This is a genomic window from Bacillus jepli, assembly GCF_047238305.1.
Classification (GTDB): Bacteria; Bacillota; Bacilli; order Bacillales; family Bacillaceae_L; genus Ferdinandcohnia.
The window spans coordinates 4,770,664-4,793,082 of record NZ_JBDFMO010000001.1 but is presented as its reverse complement, the minus strand read 5'-3'; the positions used below and the strand labels follow the sequence as shown (position 1 = coordinate 4,793,082).

Here is a 22,419-nt window from a genome sequence, read left to right as displayed (position 1 = left end):
ATACCGGCTTGAAAATAATCAAGACATCCATTATTGCTTGTATGCTTTTGGTTTTCGTGTTGATTGACAGTCGTTTGTCTTTTGCAGAAAGTGCTACTGACTTATCAGATATTGAAACGTTTATGGATAAGTTTTTACAGAAAAAAGTGGACGAAGAACATATTCCGAATATGGCTGTTACGGTTGTAGCTGATGGGGAAGTCGTTTTTGAAAAAGGCTATGGTTTGGCCGATATCGAGGAGCAAGTAAAGGTAGATCCAAAAACCACGATGTTTCGAATCGGTTCCGTATCCAAGCTCTTCACGTGGACGGCAATCATGCAGCTTGTTGAGCAAGGACAACTTGATTTGAACACGGATATTAATCAATACTTAGATTTTGAAATCCCAGCAAGACTTGCAGTGGGACCGAATAAAGAACAACCAAAGCCAATTACTCTCATAGATTTAATGACGCATACACCTGGATTTGAGGATTATTCGAGTGCCATCTTTAGGCTGACCGCTGAAGAGATGCCTCCACTTGATCGATATGTACGTGAATACCGGCCAGAACGTGTTTTTCCTGCCGGTGAAGTGCTCGCCTATTCGAATTATGGTACGGCCTTAGCGGGGTATATTGTCGAACAGGTTTCGGGTACGCCTTATTCCGAATATGTAGAAGAGAATATTTTTAAGCCGCTTGGAATTAACCACAGTACGTTTCAACAACCGTTACCAACGGAACTTTCTACGAATCTAGCACAGGCCTACAGATATATCGATGGGGAATATAAAGAAGGCAGTTTCGAGTTTGTACCTGGACCTGCAGGGGGAATGAGTACCACGGCAAAAGATATGGCAAAGTTTATGCAAGCCTATCTTGCAGGTGGAAGTTTCAATGGAAAAAGGATTCTAGAAGAGGATACCGTTCAGCACATGTTCCAGCAACAATTTACCCATCATGACCAGTTAGATGGGATGGCTTTAGGGTTTATCGAAAAGACAATGAATGGCAAACGAATTCTCTTTCATGGTGGAAGTACTGCACTTTTTGATACGGGACTGTACTTATTACCACAAGAAAATATCGGTCTATTTATCTCGTATAGTGGAAATAACTTTCGTACGCATACAGAGCTTTTCGAGGCATTCATGGATCATTATTTTCCGTCAGACAAGAGTGTTACCGTCACGTCTATGAGCGGAGAGAGTTCACCCCAATATGTCGGTGAATATCATCAAAATCGGAAAAGCTTTACGAATGAGGATAAGATTAGCAGTCTAATAATAGGAATGATCCAAGTACAATTAGATGATACTGGAGATTTAGTAGTGACCCACAACGGAGAAACCAATCGATTTGTTGAAAACGAACCTGGTGTTTACAAGAATACGAGAGAAGGACCCTCGATTGATGCGTATGGTGAATTTCGAACAATCATCTTTCAAACAGATCCCCATGGGAAAATAATGCTTACAACTGATGGTCCAATGTCTTATTCGAAAGCGCCTTGGTATGCGTCGAGCGGCTTTACCTTTTTATCACTGATCCTAATTATCTTACTTTTTGTTGGAAGTCTTCTTTATTGGGGTATCAAAGCACTGATACGAAGAAAAAGGAAAAAATCTCAACCTAAGTTAGTGGTTTGGGGCAAGAGATTGACCATTGCGGCGGGACTTCTCCTGTTTTTTTTAGTGGCTGGAGTTGCGATATCTGGGGGAGTCGATCCCACCTACCAACTACCAAAAGAAGCCTTAGGGATTGTACCTGCTTGGAGCCCAATTTTAAATGTTATTCCTTTTCTTTTAACAATCTTGGCAATTGCCATGCTCATCTTCACGGTTCTCCTTTGGCGTGGAAGATATTGGCGCATCATTAGCCTTCTGCATTATTCCTTGTTAAGTCTTATGATGATGCATCTGATTTGGATTCTTTGGTATTGGAATTTGTATTAGAGTGGCATGGGGCTGGGTTTACCGTAATAGAAGACGGGATGCCTGTCCCCAGGGTTTCGAAAGATATTTAACTATTCTAACTGCCGAAAAATAGCCCTTTAGACCTTTGGTTTGTACCTCTGCGTTTGTGACTTTTGAATCATTAAAAATAACCTCCTAATTGGTAAAATTTACATGATATATATTTTTCCAAGAGGAGAGGAATATGGAGCTTATAGACGAAATCGAAAGAAAGGTGCAGCGTCGAAAATATTTAATGATGGTGGATATTTTAGAAGGGTATCGGTCCAATATTCACCAGGCATTGAGCAGAATGGGCAATAGTAAGCAGATTTACCGGTCTGCACATGGTCGTTATGCGTACCATTGGAAGGGGCAGACAAGGGATGCATACGAGGAAATTTCAGCGGAAATAAATAATACCGGGAATAAAATAAATCATCAAGGCGAGCTGTTGATCAAAGAAATCAACAAAGAGATTCGGAGATTACTAGCTAAAGCGGAGGCCTTGCGATGAGTGATATCAAGGTCAAAGCCGATGAACTAGAGGATTTTGCTTCCCAAATTGGAAAAGCGGAGCGGGAATGTAACGATGCATTAGATGCGATTAATTGGCATTTTTCTTCACTGCTTGCGAATTTCCCAGGAGTGGTACCAGGTTCAATACATAACTTAGAGGCGGATTTAAAGTATTCGATTAAAAAATACAAAAGCAAGCTCGATGATGCCCAACGATTAATTAAGATGACCGCTGCCAGTATGAAAAACGATGAACAAAAGATGTCAGGTAAAGTAGGCGAGTTTTTGCTCGAACTCGTTGGCTGGTATGACATTCAACGTGTATTTAGCGAGTATGATCCTATTACGGGTGAGAAGCTTTCAGCAGGAGATCGTGTCCTGGCTGTAGGATTTCTGGCTTTAACATTTGTCCCACCTGCAAAGGCAGTTGGTGTTGGAGGAAAAGCTGCGGTAACAGGCGTTAAAACGGATCTTCCTTCCCTTGCTAAAACACCAGAAGCATTCATGAAAATTCGAAACATCTTAGACCCAAAAAAGGTTCAACAAGCATTTCGCTCGGTATATAATGAAGTGGTAAAAGGTCCAATAGCCGCAACAAAAGTCTGGTTTGATAAAATCAAGAAAGGTATTGGAGACATTCCAATCCCACAAATCAGACAAGAGGCATTTGCAGGAGTAGGAGTTGTCAACAAAACCGTAAGAGATGCCTTCGGAGACGCCAAGGATTTTATCCAGCGAATTAAGAGTTCGCAGGTGGATGAGGTGGAGGTTAAGGGTGTTACTACGGTTACTGGTAAAGGTGCTGAACACGTGGGTAAATTGAAAGGTAATGAAGTTCCATTAAAGAACATCTTTGAAAAAGAAGTAACCTATATCAAACGTGATCGAGAAGAGTTTAAACAATTGAGAAATAAATTTAATAGTTCTGTTAGAAAAAACTTTCTACAAGAGATTGTAAGTGATGAGAAAAAATTAAAACAATTAATAAATGCAGGTTTGACGGAAATAGATATTAATAATCTAAAAAAAGGATTAGTTCCAGATGGCTATCAGGTTCACCATAAACTACCTTTAGACGATGGAGGAACAAATGATTTCAAAAATTTGATACTAATCAAAAACGATCCCTACCACAAAGCTCTTACTAATTCGCAAAAGGAATTAACTAAAGGACTTAAGGTTGGGGATTCAATTCAGATAAATTGGCCAATCCCAGAAGGATTTATTTATCCTGTAACTAAATAAAAGAGGTGTGAACATGGACTTAGAATTACTAGCTGAAATTGAGAATATTAAAAACCAAGATGGAAAGTCAATTATGCTACCTGCGAGTAACGAATATATTCAATTATTAAAAGAGTGGATATCAAAAAATATACGTGAAAATCTATGGATACCTGAGTATGAAGAATTATTAAAAAAAGTAAATGGTTTTGAATTTAACGGACTAGTTATTTACAATGCTCGACCAGATGATGATAACAATGGTTTTATTGGAGCAAACGAAATTTGGAGAGATAATGACTGGGAAAACAATTATTTGTTTTTTGGAGATTCGAACATTTCTTGGTATTGCTTGGATATAGACAATCACGTTTTCCTTGAACTAGATAAACCAAGTGGGGAGCAAATGGAGAAATATAGTAGTTTTGTAGAAATGATTAATGAAGCATTGAAAAGTGTATTGTAAAATCATTGGGAGAGAAGGAATTAATCATTATTTTTAAAAGTATCTGTCCGGATGTGATACAAACTAATAAGGGTCATTACTTTTAGTATAAGTCTTAATAACCATTACTTGAAGTTATTAAAGCTCAATGGTTTAAGTATAATTTCTATTATGAAATGGTTAAAAGTTGACTATAAAACACTTGACTGCCTATAGGCATCAGGTGTTTTGCTTTTTGTGGGAAATTTAAACTTTGGAAAAATGAATGATGTTTTACTGAATATCGTTGTACCATGATGAAGTGGTGTTGTAATACTTGGATATTGTGATACTCCCAGAAACTTTTACTATTAAATATAAAATTGCTGATGATGAATGGGAATTTAGAAGATTTGATAATGTACCTGGAGGGAGAAAGTTAGATGAATGAAGAACGGTTAGATAGATTATACCAACAGATAGCTGAGGTTGTTGTTGAAACTATTCCAGAAGAATGGTCTAAGGTCTATTTATACGGTGAAGTTGTTGAAGGATCTCAGACTGCTTATTTTTATTATTATCCTGAGGGTAGTGATAAACCTAAATACAGTCACGAGATAACTGAACTATTTACAGTAAGTGAACTTGAGTACTCAGAAAAATGGAACCGATTAGTTGATTTTATTCAAGACCTTTGGAGAGTGTTTAAAGATAATGGTCAAGAGCCTTGGACAAATTTTATTATGATTTTTGAAAAAAGTGGAAAGTTTAATATTGATTTTAATTATGAAGATCTTTCTAATATAGATCTTCATGAAAGAAAAACCATTTGGAAGTATAAGCATCTTGGCATTATACCCTAAAAGTAATTCTGGGAAAAAGCATTTAGAGAAATATCTCGCTACTCTAGAATAATTGGTAAGTTGAAGGTAAGTTCTAATGCTAAAGGAAGAAATAATATTACTTGAACAGTTACTTTATAATAATGATGAAAACTATATAATTAGTCAGTTAAAGAATATAAATAACTCTTTAACGCTTCACTACTTTGCTGCAAATTATAATTGGAATAGTGGATTTGATGTACCAACAGCTATTTTAGAAAATGAGGCTTGTGATTTCGGAACAGGTCTACTAATGTTTCATTACGCAGACGGATATCGTATGTTAGAAAAACCGGATGAATTTTCAAGTTCTTCCTTAGAGGACTGGAAAGCTTTTTTGGGTAAGATTTATAATAAACTTATAAACATAGAATTTAAATCTAAGAATATCTCCTTTGATCCTGAATTAACAAGAATTCAAAGATTTAAATTGAAAAAGAGTAATCCCCATTCCTGAGTACCTCATTACTAAATCGCCTGGATAAATGGCGGATATTCCTAGAATATAATATGTAATTGATTAAAACCTTGATTAGCTATATGCTTTTCAAGGTTTTTAGTAATTAAAAACTATTGGAAACATGGAGCTTTTAGACTAAAATGCAAGGAAAATCCAACGAAGAAAATATCTTTGATGGCTGATAAGGAGAACTACAAGATTTATTTTTAGAATTGATAGAAGAAAGAGATAGTAACAATTAAATTGGATTAGATGGCCGTGTGAGATTCATAAGTATAGAGAACTAGGGGTGAATTATGTGAAGGTATTTGAGGATTATTTTTCAGAAATACAAGCAGACATGGTGGCTATTTGTTTAGAGTATGTCGATAATAAAGCAGATGAAATCTTTATTTATTGTTCATATGAACCCGAAATGTATGTTTTTGATTTTTTCTACAGAATTAACGGAGTGATTGTCCATAAACATCAACTAAATGAGGCTACAAAAGAATTAGACAGTCAACACAATCAAGTTTATGATGTTTCGAGAGAAAGACAGAGAACTGCACTAAGAATGGGTAATCAAAATTTAAAGCTTATCCATAAAACATGTGAAGAGTTTAATAAAGACATGCCTACAGAAATGAAGTTATATTACAATGTAAAACAAAATAGTTTAAAAGGAAAGTATAGATTTGATTTAATTTATACGAATGATGACGAACTATTACCTGATGATATTTTTGATTTATGGTTCGAAGAAGTGAAAACAACTAATTTGTAGAATCAGACCTTGTTTGGCTATATGCCTTTCAAGGTTTTTAAATGCTTTAAACATTTTAATATTACATCAGCCAATATTTGAATCACATATTTCAGGGTAAAGTAGAAGTCCTTCTGAAATAGCCAGACATCCTACTATTAATGGTGGAAGCTTTAGAAACGACTCTGTGTTAAAAAAACAATACGATAACTTCAGGAGTAAATATTGGAGATGGAGAGCTAAGCAAGTAGAAAAAAGTGAATTGTAAAAGGAGGAACCTTGAATGGATAAAGAGGAATTAATAAATTTTATAAATGAACATAAGGAATCAGATGACTTTACAGGTGGAGTAGATGAAAGTCAAATCAATCTTGTCCAAAATGAGCTAGGGGTGGAATTACCAGAAAGTTTTAAGTGGTTTTTAACTACCTATGGTTCAGGTGGCTTATTTGGAGTTGGTATTTTAGGAGTGGCTAAGTCTAATAGCGCTCCTGTTGTTGTTAATACAAAGAGATATAGAGATTTAGGATTGGAAAAGGATTTAGTAGTTATCGAAAATGCTGGAGAATATGTTTATTGTCTTTATTCAAGCAAAATGGAGAATAATGAATGTCCAGTAATAGCTTGGAATAGACCAGATGGACTTGATGACTTCAACACAGCAAAGAATTTTTATGAGTTTTTATCACAAAGGTTATTGGATGCACAAGAAGCTTGGGAAGAAGATTTTTAAGATGGATAAATAGAAAGAACTTATTAAGATTAAAGCAAAAACTCTTGATGGTTTTACCGTAATGTTAAAACACATATGACATTCGCAAATTATCGGTTCGTACCTTTTTTATGATAAAGAATATACATGCACATGACCCAAAATGGATCAGTTGAGCATCACTTTGTTTGAACTAACCCCATGAATCCATTACTATATAATTGTATTCAAATTACATAGGAGGGGATTTAGATGGCAAATGTATGCTTTTTACTGGCAAATGGCTATGAAGATTCAGAAATGAAGAACCCTTATGATGCAATGAATGAAGCGGGGCACAAAACCGTTATTGTGGGAATTGAAAAAGGTGCTGAGCTTAAAGGAAAGAAAGGAACGGTATCATATACGTCTGAACTATCCATTAGTGAAGTAAAAGCTGATGATTATGATGCGGTGATTATTCCTGGCGGCGGAGCTCCAGAGGCACTTCGCGTCAATGATGAAGTCGTTCAATTTGTAAAGCAAGCAAATGAACAAGGTAAAGTGATTGCAGGTATTTGTCATGGCCCACAAGTAATGATGAGTGCAGATATCCTAAAAGGGGTAAAGGCCACTTCTTATATTGGAATCCGAGATGATTTGAAGAACGCTGGATCAACCTATTTAGACCAAGAGGTAGTGGTTGATGGAAATATTATCACATCTCGTACACCTAAGGACGAGCCAGCATTTATTAAAGAAATTTTAAATAAATTATAAGTTCGAGGTCTCTTCAAGTTTTTGAAGAGGCTTTTTATATTCGGTGCAGACCTATTCGTGGTTTTGATTCTGGTTTCCTTTCCCGTTGTTTTTCTTTCTCATATAGAGCACGTAAATCGCATTACCAGCCACCACTACTGCAAAAACGATCAAATAGCCTATCGCAAATGTTAAGTTCAGTTCCCGTTGGACGACAAAGATGGCAATAAAAGTCCCAAGAAGTGCCTGTAGCGTCATAACACTTACTTTCCACTCGGAATGTACAAGTTTTTTCAAATTTTTTATACTCCCTTCAATTATATTAGATTAAACTGTATGTCATCCCAAAAAGTGAGTTTTTCCACTGTCGTTTCTCTTTAGTGCAATACGTTCCTTTCCTAATTTTACCATAGAATACTCAAGAAAATGTTAACAGCAGTGTAATTTCTATTGTGAAATCCACTGCTGTCATAGTTTTTTAAATGTGAGTACCTCAAAAGAGTACGGCTTATAATTACAACGCATTATTTTTCTTTTAACATTGAATACTTTCGATAAGCTTTATAGTAACTGCTAGCAAAAATAACAACCAGAAGTACGGGAGACAACTTCAAAAGGGCAAATGGAGTTTCAAATAAAAATGCCTTCCAAAATAATGAACCCTCCATACTCCAAAGACCTTCATGAAATAATTCTGAATCCTTATCAGTCATAAAAGAAAAGACTAAAGACAGCATAATCGCCCCCAACCAAAATGAATAACCCATTAATCTTTTATAATAATTACTCCTTGATTGGCGATCCGAGAAGATTTCATTTTGATCATCAGCTTCTTTTTGCCAATATCGAATACCACTAAACCACGGGCCATTTATATAAATCCATCCGAAGTCTTCATAGATACCTTTGTAATCTTCGAGCTTTTTCTTTGATAAATAATCTTGATAATCCAGTCGGATCACATATCTTTTGTCTGTTTTTTCGAAAGTGTATATTCCCAATCCACTAATATTTGTGCAACGATAGCCTTTTTGTAATTGCTCGTTCAGCCATTGCTCCTCTTTTTCAATATAAAAAAATATCTTAAATTTCTTCATTCGATTCACTTCCTTCGTAGAGGGATAAAATATGCCTTAACCGGTCTTGTTCGATTTTCAAAATGGTTCTTCCTTCTGCAGTTATCATATAAACTTTTCTCCGACCTGACTCTCCAACAGGTTCAATCCAGCCATGCTTATTTAAGTTTTCAATCGCACCGTATAATGTACCAGCTGCTAAAATAACAGTACCGTTACTTATCTGTTCTATCTTCTGCATGACGGCATAACCATGGAGTGGCTCACGTAGAGCTAATAAAATATAATGCATGGTTTCTGACAACGGTAATAATTTATGTTTCATCTCTTCACCTTCTATTCAGTTCGACTATATAGTTCAACTTAATAATAAGATAATACAGTTCAACTGAATAGTCAACAACATTTTTCAAAGATAGCCAAGGAACTTAAAGTGAAAAACTTGATAACAAGGGGAAAATTAATTAAAAAAGGTCGCTTTCCTTACGTAAGGGAAAGCGACCTTTGGTGTAGTCTTATTCAATTAAATGGCCTGATTGTGGAAGATGATCTTTTTGAACAAAAAAAGAACCTTGATAGGTCCTGATAAAAGCATTATCATTTCTTTTTATTTTTCCCCAATAGAGCTGTTGCAATTGCTCCAAAAAAGTTACCTAACGCATCAAGCATTTGTAAATCAACTCCTTCGTTTACCATATATTACCACAAGTCTAGAAGAAGTCAATATGAGAAATTAAAAAGGAAGCCAATCCCAAAGGACTAACTTCCTTACCCATTACAATCTATTAATAAAATCTCTTAAACCCTTCAAAATGCTTTTTCCAATAAGAGTCATTTACATTCGAAACGATAACGCCATTATCTGAAGCATGCACGAATTCATTGTTTCCTAGGTAAATCCCAACATGAGAAATGCCAGGTTTATAGGTTCCTTGGAAGAAAACTAAGTCACCTACACTTGGTGTATTTACATAGTAGGAGCGCATATGGTAGCCTTCGCTTGAATAGCGATTGGTGTTTAAACCAGCTTCCTTATATGCGTAATATATGAATCCACTACAGTCAAAGCCATTAGGTGAAGATCCACCCCATGCGTAGCCTGCTCCTAGTTGGCTTTTCGCTACTTGAATCAACTGATCGACATTATAGCTAATCTCTTTTGGTGGGGTTTCCACTTTTGGAGCTTCTACCTTAGCGCCATCACCAATATTTAGCTTTTGACCAATATAGATCATATCTGATTTCAAGTTGTTCCAGCTTCTAAGGTTAGCAACTGTCACTTTATATTCTAGTGCAATTCGTGACAAGGTGTCGCCTGACTTTACTGTATACACAGTAGCCGATTGAACCTGTTCTTTTTGAGGCTTCTCCGTTTTTTCAGGAGTGGTGTTAACTGGTTGTTCTGTTTTCGGAGGTGTCGTATTGGTTGGCTTCTCCGTTGTTGTAGGTTGACTTACAACAAACACATTTCCTGGGAAGATCAGAGTCGAATTCAAGTTATTCCACTTCATTAAGTCAGTAAGTGAAATCTTATGTTTGACTGCAATTCCACTTAGTGTATCACCAGATTTTACCGTGTATGTAGTTGCCTTTGCTGGACTAGGACTTGGACTCGTATTTTGGTTTTCTTTTACATTCGTCGTTGGCGGATTGTTGCTTGGTGTATTGTTTGTAGCATTTATTTCTGTTTGTAGGACTTGATTTGGAAAAATCAGATCACTTGTTAACTTGTTTAAGGACTTCAATTGTGTAACAGTAATATTATGCTTTTGAGCAATCTTCCACAGTGAATCACCAGTCTGAACTTTGTATGTACTTGCTGCTTCAGTTTCACCCGCACCATATAGTGAAGCGGCAATGAATGCAGCCGTGGTCACGGACATATATATTTTTTTATTACCCAACTTTTGAACCTCCTCACAAAACTATCATTCTACTAAATCATTATACATTAGAATTGTCTAGGTTTGTAGATTAATGTGGAAATAGAGGAATAGATATCCATTATTTTAAAGCTACCGTCACCTGGTAGTGTCGAATCGATAAAAATATGTAAAAAATAGCTTGCCGTAAACTTAATTACAGCAAGCCATTGTTAATGAATGAATATATGCCAATCTATTAATAACCGTATTCCCAGTCAATGGTTTCCTCATACCATACGACTTTATCAAAGGGATCAAAGTGGATTTCTTTGTCATTAATGGTACATTGTATATTTTTAGAATCTCCGAGACTTATTAGATCTTCATACACATCATGTTCAACGTTTTCTAATACTGTAACAGAGTGATCCTTATTAATTAATAATGCTGTACCTTTCATTACCTTTGCACCTTCCTTGGAAGATATATTTTTAACTCAATTACAGTATATCTCCATTCGGCATTTTAAAGGTATATTTGTGAAAGGGTTCACAAATCCTTCATAATTATGTTTGAAAACTTGTAACAAACTAAATATTAGTTGTAGAGCTTCCAGCAAAAAACAGCACCCTCAACATGAAAGAGAGGTGCTGCATCAACTAACTTTAATATTCACCTTTAATGACAAAGTACGAGCCTCGAATCGTTCCAGCTAGTTTAGACTTTTGTCTGGCAAACTTAAACTTTCCTTCTAATTCCTTTGGAACTTCCATCCCCTCAGAAAGCTTAAAACCAACGGCACGCTTCTTAGGATCATCAATCGTATACAACACGTTGACCCCAAGACCATCTTCATAGAAGACATAGGTCCAATCGATATTTTCCACTTGAAAACGAGAAGTTTCTAAAGGTTTGGCCGCAAACTCAATGTCACGTTCTTCTTTCAACACCCGGTTCACATAGTCAAGAGTCTCCTGGCTTTCGCTAGCTGGTACAACGGTAAATACATGCTTATATTTGTTCATAAAGTAACGGGCTTCATGTGCTCGTAAACCAGCAAGTGCATCTGCTACAGGTGAAGACTCCAAACCCACTGTAGATACATTTTTAAAATCGACGATATAAGACAAGTTCATCACTCCACTTATTTCTTAACAACAGGAATCCACATTTCACCAAATACGTTGCCGTCGCGCTGACCCATCTCGACCGTCGTATTTGGCCCACCGACATAGGCATAATCGGTTGCTTCTGCCAAAGCTTGACCAAAGGCAATCCCAGTAAGTGTTTGACTTAACTCTTCAGACGTTTTCGCTTCACCTTTGACAACTACATATGGACCCTTTGGAAACTGGATGACTCTAGTTGCTTCAGGTAATGTTTCCTCTGTCATAACGCCAGCATAATGCATCATCTTGTTATTCACCGCTTCGTTTACCGCAAAAATGTAGTCATTTGTGGCGAGGGCTTTTAAAGCATCGAGTCTTCCATCTTGTGTAACAGCTTGCCAAAAATCTGCCTTTTCCTTGTTGATGCCAGCAAAGTCTCTGTAGTCGCTCTTGAGCTCCGTTCCAATCCCTAAAACGATAAAACTGTCTTTTTCTTCAATTGTATAATCTGCCATCTTCAAAACCTTCCTTTTCTAAAAGTAATTCAAATGATTTATCTTTTCACTTGATATGTTTATAATAGCCTTAAACCATGTCAAAAAATGATACTGTTTAGGAGTCGCGATGAAAAAAGTTGAACGAATTAATATCATCATGCGGTATATCAACAACCGCTCCCATTTTACCATTTCTGAAATCATGAGAGAATTTAACATCTCTCGTTCCACAGCCATTCGGGATATCAGAGAAATTGAGGCGATGGGGATGCCGCTTGTCGCTGAAGTAGGCAGGGATGGCGGCTATTTTGTCATGCATAACTCTGTCCTGCCCGAGGTTCGCTTTACCAATGATGAAGTGAAAGCTCTTTTTATCGCCTTTATGGCGACAAGAAATCAACAACTTCCCTATCTGAAGAGCCGTCAGTCTCTAGCTGAAAAATTACTAGGCCTCATCTCAGAAAGCCAGCAAGAAGACCTTATTTTGTTAAATCAAATTCTCCTATTTGAAGGAACCAACCCGAATAATCCTGACCTACTTGATCTATCCGACCTTCCACATCCGATGTTAGAAAAACTCATCCAAATCCTTCTTTTGGATAGATATTTAGCGATTTCCATCGAAAAGGAGAACGTGATGATTTATCTCTTGCACCTTTATCGTGAAAAAAGCGTGTGGCTCATTGAAGGATTTGATCTAAAGGAAGAGAAGAGAAAGATCATTCCTGTCGACCATCTCACAAATGTAAAACCATACACTCCCGAAGAAAGAGTAAGTGAGAAGAAAATTTTAGACAAACTAAGGACACAGGAAGAGGACATTAACTTTGTCCTTGAGCTAGGTCCAATGGCGATTGCCCAGCTCAAAAAATACCATCCTTTAAAATTTTCGATTTCCTTTACGGATCCTTATCAAACGACAGCCGTTCTTAAGGCTCATATCAATGTACAGCATACAGATGAATTAACCGAATTAACCAATTGGCTCCTTTTCCTGGGTGAAGATATCAAGGTCAGAGAAATGCCAAAAGAAGTCTTAGCGCGTTTACAAGAGAGACTTTCCCTATTTTACCCAAAATGAGTGTCAGATAAAATCTAAATGTTTTTGAGATGGGTCAGCTGCGAGCTACTCCTATTTTGGAGATGCTCTAGATTTTCCCGGTTAGCTCTTATAAATAAGGAATGTTGTGAATACATTGTAATGGTACTATTGTCATGAAGAGACCATAAAATGAACAGGAGGCAAGTCATGAAAGAGATCCTCGTGAAATATATGGATACATATACATCTCTAAGTGAAGCCGAGCAACAAGCTGTGCTTGACGCTATCATTATAGAGAAGTTTGAAAAGGGGACTACTCTCATCAAACAGGGAGATTCTCCATCAAAGAATTGTTATTTTGTATTGAAGGGCTGTGTCCGACAATATTATCTGGATTCTGATGGAAAAGAGGTTACGACTCATTTTTATACCGAAGATCAAGCGATTTTATTGTTTAATGTAGAAGACCCAGATCAAGAATCCACCTACACATTAACCTGTCAAGAAGACTGTGTATTGGTTGTAGGAGACCTAGAGTCTGAACAAGAAATGTATAAGCAATATACAGAGCTTGAAACCATGACCAGAAGGATGATGGAAAAATACCTTACTCAAATTCAAAATGAACATGCACTATTTATTCGTTCTTCCCCAGAAGACCGCTATAAAATGATTATCCAAAATCGACCAGATCTCCTCACACGTGTACCTCAACATCAATTGGCAAGCTACCTCGGGATGACACCAGAGTCATTAAGTCGAATTAAAAAACGAATTCAATAAACATCTTAACTTAAGTCAATGCCGCATCCACATTTTACGATTACAATCATTGAAAAAGGGGTAAAAGGAGGACGGAGATGAAAGCGATTATCTCTGAAAAATATGGATCACCCGATACACTGAAACTACGTGAGGTCGCGACACCCACACCTAAGGGAAATCAAGTGCTAGTAAGGGTTCATGCATCATCAATCAATTATAGTAATCTTGTTTTATTAAGAGGGAAACCACTGCCAGTCCGATTGGCATTTGGACTAAGGAAACCGAAATACCTGATTCCTGGCGGGGACATGGCTGGGATCGTAGAGGCGATAGGTGAGAATGTGACCCAATTTCAAGTGGGGGATGAAGTGTACGGAGACATATCAAGCAGCGGCTGGGGAACGTTTGCGGAATATGTAGCCGTTGATGAAAAGGCATTGGCTTTAAAGCCTAGTAATCTCTTATTTACCGAAGCAGCGGCCGTTCCCATGGCAGCCATGACTGCTTTACAAGCAATCAGAGACAAGGGTAAGGTAAGGGCTGGACAGGAAGTACTGCTTCATGGTGCGTCGGGTGGTGTTGGGACATTTGCGGTTCAAATTGCCAAAGCATATGGTGCTCAAACGACGGCCGTGGTGAGTACGAGAAACGTAGACATTGCAAAGTCTCTTAGTTCCGACCATGTGATTGATTACAAAAAAGAAGACATTAAGAACCTTGATAAGACCTATGATGTGATTCTCGGAGTGAATGGATCACAACCTATTTCTACTTATAAAAGATTGCTAAAAGAGAATGGTGTATTCATTCATGTAGGTGGCGCGGAAAGCCAAATGTATCAATCTATGATAATAGGATCCTGGTACTCGATGACTGGAAAAAAGAAATTCATTCCCTTTTTACAAAGGCCGAAGCAAGAAGATTTAGTAGTGATGAAAAAGCTGATTGAAGAGGGAAAGGTAAAGCCTGTTATTGATAGAAGTTATTCCTTACGTGACGTACCAAAAGCATTTGAGTATTTTGAAGAAGGACATTCACAGGGGAAGGTTGTTATCACAATCTAGTAAAAAAAATGTACAAAGGGGCATAGATCCAAACAGGAATTATGCCCATATTCATAGAATATTTAAACATGAAAATCAATAGAGGAAAATCTGGTTGATGGGAGTGTGAAAATAAAACTTCCTTTATGATGTCCTGTAAATTTACCCAAGTTATTTTCAATTATCAGTTTGTATGTTCGATTGAAGTATAAGGGATGGAGTGAACGCTACACATGCAATATGGAATGTTCGCAGTTTTGCTTGTTATTTTTGGATTGATACTTTGGAGGCGAACAAGAGCGATGGTCCGCCCGATTAAAGGTTCTGGCTTGCGAATTTTGCTACCGCTGCTCTATATGTCACCAGCTTTTTCAGTGGTTATACAACCTTCTGTTCACATGACACCAATAGAAATTGTCGTTTCTGTGATATTTGGCATTATTTTATCTATACCATTGATTTATACAACCGGTTACGAGATTCGAGAGGATGGGAAGATATATGCAAAAAAGAGCATTGGTTTTGTGATTGCGTTAATCTTAGTATTTGTTACTCGACGATTATCTGATTACTTTTTACCAGGCATTGATGCCCTAACGTTAAATGCGTTATCTATTATATCTCTGTTTGTATATGTTGGATTATGGAGAATCATCAGTTTTATGAAATTCAAAAAGGTATATAACTCACAAGTAGCCATGTAAGTCTTCGGAGTATTATAATTTACATTTTGATCACTGAGCTGTATTGGACAGCTCTTTTTTAATCTTGCCTCAGTTAAAGTTTAATGTTGATATGTATTAAAAAATTAGAACTTTCGATTATCTGGAAGTTCTAATTCTTAGTATAGTCTTCTTCAATGTAGTGTAGTGCTTTGTGAAAATTGTTGAACATGAACTAAAAAAAATTCTTCTTTTAATTAAAAAAGAAGGAATTTTTGACGATTTAGTAGACTTAAGGTATAAGTATTTTCTTCAAGTAACGCACCCTATAGTTTAAGAACCTTTTTTCTTTTCTTTACTCTTTGATGATATTCCAATTAACATCAAAAAAGTGCCTGATATTTGAATATAATATAAGTTTGGGTTTTTAATAATACCCATTGGATAAAATATGCCTAAAATAATCAGAATCAATCCGAGTCTTGATATTATTTCACCAATTGTATTTTTATTAAATTTCTCTATACCAATAAAAGCACTAATAAAGATTAAGAATACACCTATTAAATAAAATACACAAAAAATTATAACGGAAATATTTACGATAAAAATACTAAAAAAACTAATAATTAAACCTAATATAGCTAATTTAGTTCTTCTCGATAAACGACTAATAAATTTTCTTTTTTCTTTAAACAAATTCCCCACCTCACTAAATATTTCACTATGAGATTCCAATTCCCTAATTGAATTAATCTTTCCACGATAGTTAAATAAGTTCAACAAAATAAGCGATAATCCTTCTTGGACTATCGCACCCGTTAGTGGAAATAGAAAAAATATTAAGCACTCATTTTTTTGTTATTTATTACTAAGTAAATAAAGTAGCTCACAACCAAAATAATTAAATAGAAAAGTTCTGGAAAAACAAAGTTAATCTCAGACAAACGTTCATCTTGCAAATTAAATAAATCAAAAAGGAAATTTGTTAATAAGAATAGAAATATGGTAGCCCAGCTTTGAACGATGGATTTTTGTTTTATTAATTTTTTCCGTTCATCATCATTCGGACCCAATATGAATTCCTTACTCCCAGTAAAATACCCAATGATAATTATAAATATAAGGGGAACTATTACGAGCGTAATAATAAAATTCATTCTTTATCCTCCCTCCCTCCGAAAAATAATTCATCCACTGTAACATCTAAATTCCTTGCTAAATCAAAAGCTAATTGTAAAGTAGGGTCATATTTGTTGTTCTCAATAGCGTTAATTGTTTGCCTACTCACATTACATAATTCCGCTAATTTTCCTTGGGACAGAGTATTTTTTTCTCTGTACTCCTTAATTCTATTTTCCATCCAATATGCCTCCACATTTACAATGTGTAAAAAACTTTTTACACCCTAATGATAAAATAAGACAAAGGAGCTGTCAAATACTTTTTACATCTCTTTGTCTTATTCGTCTTTTTTACACTATTTGCTTCTTTTACTAAACTGCCCCGTTTGTTTAATAAGGTATTTAACAAACAAGGCCGTAAATCCTGCTGGATCAACGCACCCAATAGTTGAATAGTTATCCCAATGATTCTCGAGAAACTATTTGCCAATGGAAATAACAATTAATAAATTAACAATAGGAAATTAGAACGCAAGAAAAGAGAAGAAATTAACATCCTCGAAGTGTAATGTTTTAACTAATGGAGGAGATATTTGTGGAAAAACGTTCTATTGGTTTATATGAAGGTATAGCATTGTATATTGCTGCAATACTGGGATCAGGTGTTCTTTTTATTTCATCGGTTACAGCTTCTATTGCAGGACCTGCATCCATATTGTCTTGGATAATTGTAATTCTTGCTAATCTTCCACTTGCCTACACATTTGCTTGTCTAGCGCGGGAATATCCAGATGCCGGAGGTGCTGCAACTTTTGTACGGAAATCATTTGGATTTCATTCCGGAAATATAGTAGGTTGGTTTTACTTTGTCACTGCTGCAGTTGGACAATCGATTGTATCTTTAACAGGTGCATTTTACATTAGCCAAGCGTTTGGACTTTCTGACTTAGCAAGAACTTTAATTGCGTTCACCATTTTAGTTATTGCAGGTGTTGCCAATTATAAAGGAATTAAGGTCAGTGGTAACTTTGCACTAATCATAAGTGGCTGTTTACTATTACTGCTTACACTTACCATTATAATTTCAATACCGAGTATCGATTTGGAGAATTTTACACCCTTTGTTTCTAAAGGATGGTACTCAGTTGGAACAGCAATAACAGCAATATTTTGGGCGTTTTTTGGCTGGGAAGCTATTTGTAATCTTGCTAATCACTTTAAAAATCCCTATAAAAACATTGTTAATAGTACCATTATCAGCGTAATAATTATTGGGATATTATTTTTAGCACTAAGTTTTGTAACAATCGGAACCGGGACATACGGAAGTATAGAGAGTGATCTTTCACCAATTGGTGCTATAATGGGAGAAACACTAGGAGTAGGTGCACAAAATGTGACTGCAATATTGGCATTTTTCATATGTATAGGAACTTCTAATGCGTTTGTAGCAAGCCTAACGCAACTCGGATACTCTTTGAGTAGAGACGGTGCATTTCCAAAGCAATTATCACATATACATCCAACTAAGCAAATCCCAAGACGTATGGTTATTTTTGTAATTGGTTTTGCAGGTATCGGAGTTATTATTACAGAATACTTTGCAAAGACATTTAATGACATTTTATTTATTCCGACTTCGTTAGGAGTGTTAGTGTATATTTTTTCTATGGCCGCTGGTGTTAAACTTTTTAAAAATAAAACTTTACCCTGGTGGTCCTCTTTATTATCACTAATCTTTTGTATCCTTGTATTACCATTTTTTCAATTATATATTTTTGTCCCTATAATCGTTACTGCTTTATATGTTAGCTATATGACATTTCAAAAAAGGTTTCTATCTTTGAAGAAAGCTAGCTAGTCAATGAAAATTAGAGTTAACATAATTGTTTATTGAAGAGATGTAAAACCTACCTGGTATTAGCTGATAGAAACTTTATCATTTGGAGAGAGTTTAATCCATGAAATCAAATAATCTATTTTCATTCGAGGTAAAGTGGAAAGCAATAGTCAATTGTGACAAAAGATATGATGGTAAGTTTTTTTATGCCGTAAAGACAACTGGTATTTTTTGTCGACCATCTTGTAAATCCAAAACCCCGAACTATAATAATATATGTTTTTTTAAAAATGCTATGGAAGCTATACAACAAGGATTTCGACCATGTAAAAGATGTCGACCTGATCTTTTTATTGACATATATGATCCTCAACAAGAAATAGTCGAGAAAACAAAATTATGTTTAGAAAAGCACTATCAAGAGAGAATCACCTTAAACAATCTTGCTGTAAGAATAGGTGTAAGTCCCTATCATTTGAGTAGAATCTTCAAAGAAAACTTAAAAATCACGCCACACAAATACCTTGAAAACATAAGAATTCATAAAGCCAAGAGTTTGTTATTGAGTACTGAACACAACATCACGGAGATATGCTTTCGGGTAGGGTACAATAATCTTTCTATTTTCTACAAACACTTTAAAAAAATATGTGGCTGCTCACCTCACCAATTTAGAATTAACAATAAGAAGATAAATTAAGAGTATCATGTAGATATTTATATAAAGGAACAAATACTTTTGCTAGAAGAAAGTTATAGAATAAGGTAAGAGAGAAAAAAACTTACTCTCCAAATAAATCATTCTGGAGAGTTTTTTTATTGTTTTAAAGCACCCTATAGTTGAATAAGGACTCAACTCGTTATCAAAACTCTCAAGGAGGTGTCACAAAATTTTATGACAAGTTATTTATTTCTATAATACGTCCGGACAAACTCCTTAAACTCCTCTACGTTTTGTGAAAGAAATTTTTCTTTAGCCCATGATAATCCGACAGTAAATTTAGCCTTTGGATCGGAAATTTTTACATAGCTCAATCCATATTTCTCGCATAAGGTAATCGGAATTAACCCTACACATTTGTGGAGCTGAAACATTTCAATTAGTAAGTCATAGTCCACTTCAAAAAGGACTTTTGGATTGAAGCCTGCAGTTTCATACAGCTGATTTACAGTGTTCTTGTACTCATCATATCCTGCTAATGATATGAAAAATTCCGTAGATACTTCCTTTAGGTCGATAACTTTTCTGCTGGCAAGATGATGATGTTCAGGAATAACTAATACAATATCTTCTTCCATTAGGATACAGCTTTCTATCGCTTCATCTTTAATTGGTGGCCCCGCAATACCTAAATCAATTTCTCCTTTTTTTAGTTGGATACTAATAGATTCCCTTGTTCCAAGAGATTGCTGTATTGAAGCATCAGGATGTAGATTGAAATATTCCATCAACATGCCTGAAAGGAAACGGGGGTTAGAAATCGAAATGATGATTTTTTCATGCGCAATATCTTCCCTATTCTGTATCTCTCTTTTAGCATTTTCAATTTCAGCAAAAATTGTATCTACGTGTCTAAGTAGAATCCTTCCTGATTCGTTCAGTTGAATATTTCTCCCTTTACGATCAAATAATCGAGTTCCCATTTCGTCTTCCAATCGCTTAATCATCAGACTTAATGAGGGTTGCGCTATATTTAATTTTTTGGCTGCTTTAGAAATGTGTTCCATATATGCTACTGTCTGAAAATATTTCAATTGGAGTAGTTCCATCTTATTTGATTCACACCTTATATTTATTTAAAACTATATATTTATAGTTAATTATATATTAGATTGTATAGATTGTCAGGAGTACAATTGAATTCAGGAAGTCCTTTTTTTATCAAGTATTTACTAATATAGAGGGGAAGATAAGTATGAATAATTACAAGATGCAACTAACGCAAGAAGAAAAAGATATTCTTGATGGCAAACAAGGAGAAGTCATGCAAAAGGTTCTTAAATCCATTGTTCTTTTTGGAGAAGCATTTGGAGCAAAGCGTTTAGTTCCAATCGATGGTCCTATTCACGTTGTTACTTCCTTCGGGATGACAGGCTTTGACGCGGTATTCAACATGATGGATGAATTAATTGGTGCGGGTTTAAAAACAAAAGAACCTTTCACTGTTGACCCAAGACCGGTTGACTTTGAAAATATTGAAACTACAGAAGCCTCGAAAAAAGTTTCTTTAGATTTATATCAACACCAAGAACAATATGAAGAACAGTTGCAAAAATTAGGGCTGAAAGATAAAGATGCTTTCTCTTGCGCTGCTTATATGAAAGAAGTCGGAAATGTTCCTGAAAGAGGACAAGTTCTTTCTTGGGCAGAGTCTTCAGCCGTTGTATTTGCCAACTCGGTTATTGGTGCAAAATCAAATCGTAATTCAGGAATAATCGAATTACTATGCGGTATTTTAGGAAAAACTCCTGAGTTCGGTTTTTTAACAGAAGAAGGAAGAAAAGCTAAATGGTTAGTCGAAGTAAAAACGTCAAAAACTCCAAATCCGATGCTTCTTGGAAGTGCTATTGGCATGAAGGTAGTTGAAGATACTCCTTATATTACTGGTCTTGATAAATTATTAGGTAACGAGCTTAATAACACAATGAAAGACTTTTTGAAGGATATGGGTGCTGCCACTGCTTCCAATGGCGCTGTTGGACTCTACCACATTGAAAACGTGACTCCTGAAGCGGTTGATCAAGGAAGAGATCTATTAGTAGAAGGATATCAAACATATGTAATTGATGATGAAGAACTAAATAAAGTAATGGCTTCTTATCCAGTATTATGGGATGACATGAGCGCTGAACCTGCTTTTTGCTTTATCGGATGCCCTCACCTTTCATTAAATCAAATCTATACTTGGAACGACAATATCGACCTAACTTTGAAGAAAGCTGGTAAAGAGAAAGTATCCATTAGAACTATTTTAAGTGCAGCACCAGATGTCATTTCCAAATTCAAAGAAGACGAAAAAGCGTATGAAACGCTTATTAACAACGGGGTTAGCCTTTCATTTACTTGTCCGGTAATGTATATGAACAACCCAGAAAACTCCAAAAACCCGATCATTACGAATTCAAATAAGATGAGAACTTATTCAACAGCACGTTTCTTCTTGGATCAAGAAGTCTTGAATATCATCGTGAACGGTAAAAATTATTAAGGAGGAAGAAGAGAACATGAAAACTTTTACAGGAAGAGTAGTACTTGGAGGTAATTTAACAGGGGAGACTGTGGTAACTCGCCAAGGATTTAATACATTAGCAACGTTTTTTAGAGGATTAACGACTGGAAGTTCAATATGTAACGACCAAAACAACCCAGATTTATATAAGAAAGAAATAGGCGGAAAAATCGTTTGCTTACCTAAAACAATCGGTTCTACTACAGGAGGCATGATTCTCCAATGTGCAGCAGATGTTGGTATCGCCCCTGCAGCAATGCTTTACGCAGATCATATTGACTCTATTTCAGCTGCAGGAATCATCCTTGCAGAAGTATGGAACGGCAAAAAGATTGTAGCCATCGACCAGCTTGGTGACGAATTTTTGGAAGCAGTTCAAGAAGGTCAACAAATTGAAATTAAAGATGACGGGACAGTAATTGTTCTGGGATTTGAAGTGGAAGGACAAGCTCAATAAAATGCCTTTGCAAATCGTTTAGCTGATTTAGCTGAAAGCATAAGTTACAAAATCAAGCCTATTTTC

Annotated in this window: 27 protein-coding genes and 2 pseudogenes; 18 read left to right on the top strand and 11 right to left on the bottom strand. The window is 35.8% G+C overall.

The window, feature by feature from the left end; genetic code table 11:
- Nucleotides 1–8: 8 nt before the first annotated feature.
- The 10 genes and pseudogenes from ABC371_RS24415 (at nucleotide 9) to ABC371_RS24370 (ending at nucleotide 7,664) form a co-directional block, all read left to right on the top strand.
- The gene (locus tag ABC371_RS24415) at nucleotides 9–1,937 is read left to right on the top strand and encodes a serine hydrolase domain-containing protein (RefSeq protein WP_412899197.1); all 1,929 of its coding nucleotides are present in this window, start codon (nucleotides 9–11) and stop codon (nucleotides 1,935–1,937) included.
- 205 nt (nucleotides 1,938–2,142) lie between these two features.
- Nucleotides 2,143–2,454 (top strand): hypothetical protein, encoded by a 312-nt coding sequence (locus ABC371_RS24410; RefSeq protein ID WP_412899196.1) that lies wholly within the window; start codon nucleotides 2,143–2,145, stop codon nucleotides 2,452–2,454.
- The gene (locus ABC371_RS24405; protein ID WP_412899195.1) at nucleotides 2,451–3,701 is read left to right on the top strand and encodes a pre-toxin TG domain-containing protein; all 1,251 of its coding nucleotides are present in this window, start codon (nucleotides 2,451–2,453) and stop codon (nucleotides 3,699–3,701) included. Before ABC371_RS24410 ends, ABC371_RS24405 begins: the two co-directional genes overlap by 4 nt.
- Before the next feature lie 13 nt (nucleotides 3,702–3,714).
- A complete protein-coding gene (locus tag ABC371_RS24400; protein ID WP_412899194.1) occupies nucleotides 3,715–4,146 on the top strand; it encodes a YrhA family protein in 432 nt (143 codons plus the stop codon).
- Nucleotides 4,147–4,547: 401 nt separating this feature from the next.
- Nucleotides 4,548–5,019: pseudogene (locus ABC371_RS24395) on the top strand (antitoxin YezG family protein).
- 24 nt (nucleotides 5,020–5,043) lie between these two features.
- A pseudogene (locus ABC371_RS24390) lies at nucleotides 5,044–5,473 on the top strand (DUF4274 domain-containing protein).
- 273 nt (nucleotides 5,474–5,746) lie between these two features.
- On the top strand, nucleotides 5,747–6,214 hold the full coding sequence (locus ABC371_RS24385; RefSeq protein WP_412899193.1) for a DUF600 domain-containing protein: 468 nt from the start codon (nucleotides 5,747–5,749) through the stop codon (nucleotides 6,212–6,214).
- Nucleotides 6,215–6,332: 118 nt separating this feature from the next.
- Nucleotides 6,333–6,461, top strand: coding sequence for an HNH/ENDO VII family nuclease (locus tag ABC371_RS24380; RefSeq protein WP_412899436.1), 129 nt, complete (start codon nucleotides 6,333–6,335; stop codon nucleotides 6,459–6,461).
- 15 nt (nucleotides 6,462–6,476) lie between these two features.
- Entirely contained in the window at nucleotides 6,477–6,926 is a 450-nt protein-coding gene (locus tag ABC371_RS24375) for an SMI1/KNR4 family protein (protein ID WP_412899192.1), read from the top strand.
- A 231-nt stretch (nucleotides 6,927–7,157) separates the two neighbouring features.
- Nucleotides 7,158–7,664, top strand: a complete 507-nt coding sequence (locus tag ABC371_RS24370; RefSeq protein WP_412899191.1) for a type 1 glutamine amidotransferase domain-containing protein — start codon at nucleotides 7,158–7,160, stop codon at nucleotides 7,662–7,664.
- Between the two features lie 51 nt (nucleotides 7,665–7,715).
- Here the strand turns inward: ABC371_RS24370 and ABC371_RS24365 are convergent, their stop codons facing one another.
- The 7 genes from ABC371_RS24365 to ABC371_RS24335 all read right to left on the bottom strand — a co-directional run bounded on the left by ABC371_RS24365 (nucleotide 7,716) and on the right by ABC371_RS24335 (nucleotide 12,208).
- Nucleotides 7,716–7,940, bottom strand: coding sequence for a hypothetical protein (locus tag ABC371_RS24365; RefSeq protein WP_412899190.1), 225 nt, complete (start codon nucleotides 7,938–7,940; stop codon nucleotides 7,716–7,718).
- 227 nt (nucleotides 7,941–8,167) lie between these two features.
- Complete coding sequence (locus ABC371_RS24360; protein WP_412899189.1) at nucleotides 8,168–8,740, bottom strand: DUF2812 domain-containing protein; 573 nt, start codon at nucleotides 8,738–8,740, stop codon at nucleotides 8,168–8,170.
- On the bottom strand, nucleotides 8,727–9,044 hold the full coding sequence (locus ABC371_RS24355) for a PadR family transcriptional regulator (RefSeq protein ID WP_412899188.1): 318 nt from the start codon (nucleotides 9,042–9,044) through the stop codon (nucleotides 8,727–8,729). Before ABC371_RS24355 ends, ABC371_RS24360 begins: the two co-directional genes overlap by 14 nt.
- Nucleotides 9,045–9,504: 460 nt before the next feature.
- Nucleotides 9,505–10,623 carry a C40 family peptidase gene (locus ABC371_RS24350; RefSeq protein ID WP_412899187.1) on the bottom strand — a complete coding sequence of 373 codons (1,119 nt, stop codon included), beginning with the start codon at nucleotides 10,621–10,623 and terminating at the stop codon, nucleotides 9,505–9,507.
- Between the two features lie 217 nt (nucleotides 10,624–10,840).
- Nucleotides 10,841–11,044 carry a hypothetical protein gene (locus tag ABC371_RS24345; RefSeq protein WP_412899186.1) on the bottom strand — a complete coding sequence of 68 codons (204 nt, stop codon included), beginning with the start codon at nucleotides 11,042–11,044 and terminating at the stop codon, nucleotides 10,841–10,843.
- 205 nt (nucleotides 11,045–11,249) lie between these two features.
- The gene (locus tag ABC371_RS24340) at nucleotides 11,250–11,714 is read right to left on the bottom strand and encodes a phage tail protein (RefSeq protein ID WP_412899185.1); all 465 of its coding nucleotides are present in this window, start codon (nucleotides 11,712–11,714) and stop codon (nucleotides 11,250–11,252) included.
- Nucleotides 11,715–11,728: 14 nt separating this feature from the next.
- Nucleotides 11,729–12,208, bottom strand: coding sequence for a GyrI-like domain-containing protein (locus tag ABC371_RS24335; RefSeq protein ID WP_412899184.1), 480 nt, complete (start codon nucleotides 12,206–12,208; stop codon nucleotides 11,729–11,731).
- A 109-nt stretch (nucleotides 12,209–12,317) separates the two neighbouring features.
- Here ABC371_RS24335 and ABC371_RS24330 point away from each other — a divergent pair, with 109 nt between their 5' ends.
- The 4 genes from ABC371_RS24330 to ABC371_RS24315 all read left to right on the top strand — a co-directional run bounded on the left by ABC371_RS24330 (nucleotide 12,318) and on the right by ABC371_RS24315 (nucleotide 15,744).
- A complete protein-coding gene (locus ABC371_RS24330) occupies nucleotides 12,318–13,271 on the top strand; it encodes a helix-turn-helix transcriptional regulator (protein ID WP_412899183.1) in 954 nt (317 codons plus the stop codon).
- A gap of 168 nt (nucleotides 13,272–13,439) precedes the next feature.
- Entirely contained in the window at nucleotides 13,440–14,015 is a 576-nt protein-coding gene (locus ABC371_RS24325; protein ID WP_412899182.1) for a Crp/Fnr family transcriptional regulator, read from the top strand.
- 77 nt (nucleotides 14,016–14,092) lie between these two features.
- A complete protein-coding gene (locus ABC371_RS24320; protein WP_412899181.1) occupies nucleotides 14,093–15,061 on the top strand; it encodes an NAD(P)-dependent alcohol dehydrogenase in 969 nt (322 codons plus the stop codon).
- A 212-nt stretch (nucleotides 15,062–15,273) separates the two neighbouring features.
- Entirely contained in the window at nucleotides 15,274–15,744 is a 471-nt protein-coding gene (locus tag ABC371_RS24315) for a CcdC protein domain-containing protein (RefSeq protein WP_412899180.1), read from the top strand.
- A 291-nt stretch (nucleotides 15,745–16,035) separates the two neighbouring features.
- Here the strand turns inward: ABC371_RS24315 and ABC371_RS24310 are convergent, their stop codons facing one another.
- The 3 genes from ABC371_RS24310 to ABC371_RS24300 all read right to left on the bottom strand — a co-directional run bounded on the left by ABC371_RS24310 (nucleotide 16,036) and on the right by ABC371_RS24300 (nucleotide 17,065).
- Nucleotides 16,036–16,401 carry a hypothetical protein gene (locus ABC371_RS24310; protein ID WP_412899179.1) on the bottom strand — a complete coding sequence of 122 codons (366 nt, stop codon included), beginning with the start codon at nucleotides 16,399–16,401 and terminating at the stop codon, nucleotides 16,036–16,038.
- A gap of 143 nt (nucleotides 16,402–16,544) precedes the next feature.
- Nucleotides 16,545–16,862, bottom strand: coding sequence for a hypothetical protein (locus tag ABC371_RS24305; RefSeq protein ID WP_412899178.1), 318 nt, complete (start codon nucleotides 16,860–16,862; stop codon nucleotides 16,545–16,547).
- The gene (locus tag ABC371_RS24300; RefSeq protein WP_412899177.1) at nucleotides 16,859–17,065 is read right to left on the bottom strand and encodes a helix-turn-helix transcriptional regulator; all 207 of its coding nucleotides are present in this window, start codon (nucleotides 17,063–17,065) and stop codon (nucleotides 16,859–16,861) included. The genes ABC371_RS24305 and ABC371_RS24300 overlap by 4 nt, the downstream gene beginning before the upstream one ends.
- Nucleotides 17,066–17,421: 356 nt before the next feature.
- On the opposite strand from ABC371_RS24300, the gene ABC371_RS24295 reads away from it, so the two are divergent.
- Nucleotides 17,422–18,687 carry an APC family permease gene (locus tag ABC371_RS24295; protein ID WP_412899176.1) on the top strand — a complete coding sequence of 422 codons (1,266 nt, stop codon included), beginning with the start codon at nucleotides 17,422–17,424 and terminating at the stop codon, nucleotides 18,685–18,687.
- 100 nt (nucleotides 18,688–18,787) lie between these two features.
- On the top strand, nucleotides 18,788–19,366 hold the full coding sequence (locus tag ABC371_RS24290) for a bifunctional transcriptional activator/DNA repair enzyme AdaA (RefSeq protein WP_412899175.1): 579 nt from the start codon (nucleotides 18,788–18,790) through the stop codon (nucleotides 19,364–19,366).
- A gap of 203 nt (nucleotides 19,367–19,569) precedes the next feature.
- Here ABC371_RS24290 and ABC371_RS24285 read toward each other — a convergent pair whose 3' ends face one another.
- Entirely contained in the window at nucleotides 19,570–20,436 is an 867-nt protein-coding gene (locus ABC371_RS24285) for a LysR family transcriptional regulator (protein ID WP_412899174.1), read from the bottom strand.
- A 146-nt stretch (nucleotides 20,437–20,582) separates the two neighbouring features.
- On the opposite strand from ABC371_RS24285, the gene ABC371_RS24280 reads away from it, so the two are divergent.
- Both ABC371_RS24280 and ABC371_RS24275 read left to right on the top strand, forming a co-directional pair.
- Complete coding sequence (locus ABC371_RS24280; protein WP_412899173.1) at nucleotides 20,583–21,875, top strand: aconitase X; 1,293 nt, start codon at nucleotides 20,583–20,585, stop codon at nucleotides 21,873–21,875.
- A 16-nt stretch (nucleotides 21,876–21,891) separates the two neighbouring features.
- Complete coding sequence (locus ABC371_RS24275; RefSeq protein WP_412899172.1) at nucleotides 21,892–22,353, top strand: aconitase X swivel domain-containing protein; 462 nt, start codon at nucleotides 21,892–21,894, stop codon at nucleotides 22,351–22,353.
- The last annotated feature ends 66 nt before the right edge of the window (nucleotides 22,354–22,419 follow it).

What these genes read in the sequence shown, in the direction of transcription:
- ABC371_RS24410 (WP_412899196.1), top strand. Translation starts at nt 2,143, where the DNA reads ATGGAGCTTATAGACGAAATCGAAAGAAAGGTGCAGCGTCGAAAATAT.
- ABC371_RS24405 (WP_412899195.1), top strand. Translation starts at nt 2,451, where the DNA reads ATGAGTGATATCAAGGTCAAAGCCGATGAACTAGAGGATTTTGCTTCC.
- ABC371_RS24400 (WP_412899194.1), top strand. Translation starts at nt 3,715, where the DNA reads ATGGACTTAGAATTACTAGCTGAAATTGAGAATATTAAAAACCAAGAT.
- ABC371_RS24375 (WP_412899192.1), top strand. Translation starts at nt 6,477, where the DNA reads ATGGATAAAGAGGAATTAATAAATTTTATAAATGAACATAAGGAATCA.
- ABC371_RS24370 (WP_412899191.1), top strand. Translation starts at nt 7,158, where the DNA reads ATGGCAAATGTATGCTTTTTACTGGCAAATGGCTATGAAGATTCAGAA.
- ABC371_RS24360 (WP_412899189.1), bottom strand. Translation starts at nt 8,740, where the DNA reads ATGAAGAAATTTAAGATATTTTTTTATATTGAAAAAGAGGAGCAATGG.
- ABC371_RS24355 (WP_412899188.1), bottom strand. Translation starts at nt 9,044, where the DNA reads ATGAAACATAAATTATTACCGTTGTCAGAAACCATGCATTATATTTTA.
- ABC371_RS24345 (WP_412899186.1), bottom strand. Translation starts at nt 11,044, where the DNA reads ATGAAAGGTACAGCATTATTAATTAATAAGGATCACTCTGTTACAGTA.
- ABC371_RS24335 (WP_412899184.1), bottom strand. Translation starts at nt 12,208, where the DNA reads ATGGCAGATTATACAATTGAAGAAAAAGACAGTTTTATCGTTTTAGGG.
- ABC371_RS24330 (WP_412899183.1), top strand. Translation starts at nt 12,318, where the DNA reads ATGAAAAAAGTTGAACGAATTAATATCATCATGCGGTATATCAACAAC.
- ABC371_RS24325 (WP_412899182.1), top strand. Translation starts at nt 13,440, where the DNA reads ATGAAAGAGATCCTCGTGAAATATATGGATACATATACATCTCTAAGT.
- ABC371_RS24320 (WP_412899181.1), top strand. Translation starts at nt 14,093, where the DNA reads ATGAAAGCGATTATCTCTGAAAAATATGGATCACCCGATACACTGAAA.
- ABC371_RS24315 (WP_412899180.1), top strand. Translation starts at nt 15,274, where the DNA reads ATGCAATATGGAATGTTCGCAGTTTTGCTTGTTATTTTTGGATTGATA.
- ABC371_RS24305 (WP_412899178.1), bottom strand. Translation starts at nt 16,862, where the DNA reads ATGAATTTTATTATTACGCTCGTAATAGTTCCCCTTATATTTATAATT.
- ABC371_RS24300 (WP_412899177.1), bottom strand. Translation starts at nt 17,065, where the DNA reads ATGGAAAATAGAATTAAGGAGTACAGAGAAAAAAATACTCTGTCCCAA.
- ABC371_RS24290 (WP_412899175.1), top strand. Translation starts at nt 18,788, where the DNA reads ATGAAATCAAATAATCTATTTTCATTCGAGGTAAAGTGGAAAGCAATA.
- ABC371_RS24285 (WP_412899174.1), bottom strand. Translation starts at nt 20,436, where the DNA reads ATGGAACTACTCCAATTGAAATATTTTCAGACAGTAGCATATATGGAA.
- ABC371_RS24280 (WP_412899173.1), top strand. Translation starts at nt 20,583, where the DNA reads ATGAATAATTACAAGATGCAACTAACGCAAGAAGAAAAAGATATTCTT.
- ABC371_RS24275 (WP_412899172.1), top strand. Translation starts at nt 21,892, where the DNA reads ATGAAAACTTTTACAGGAAGAGTAGTACTTGGAGGTAATTTAACAGGG.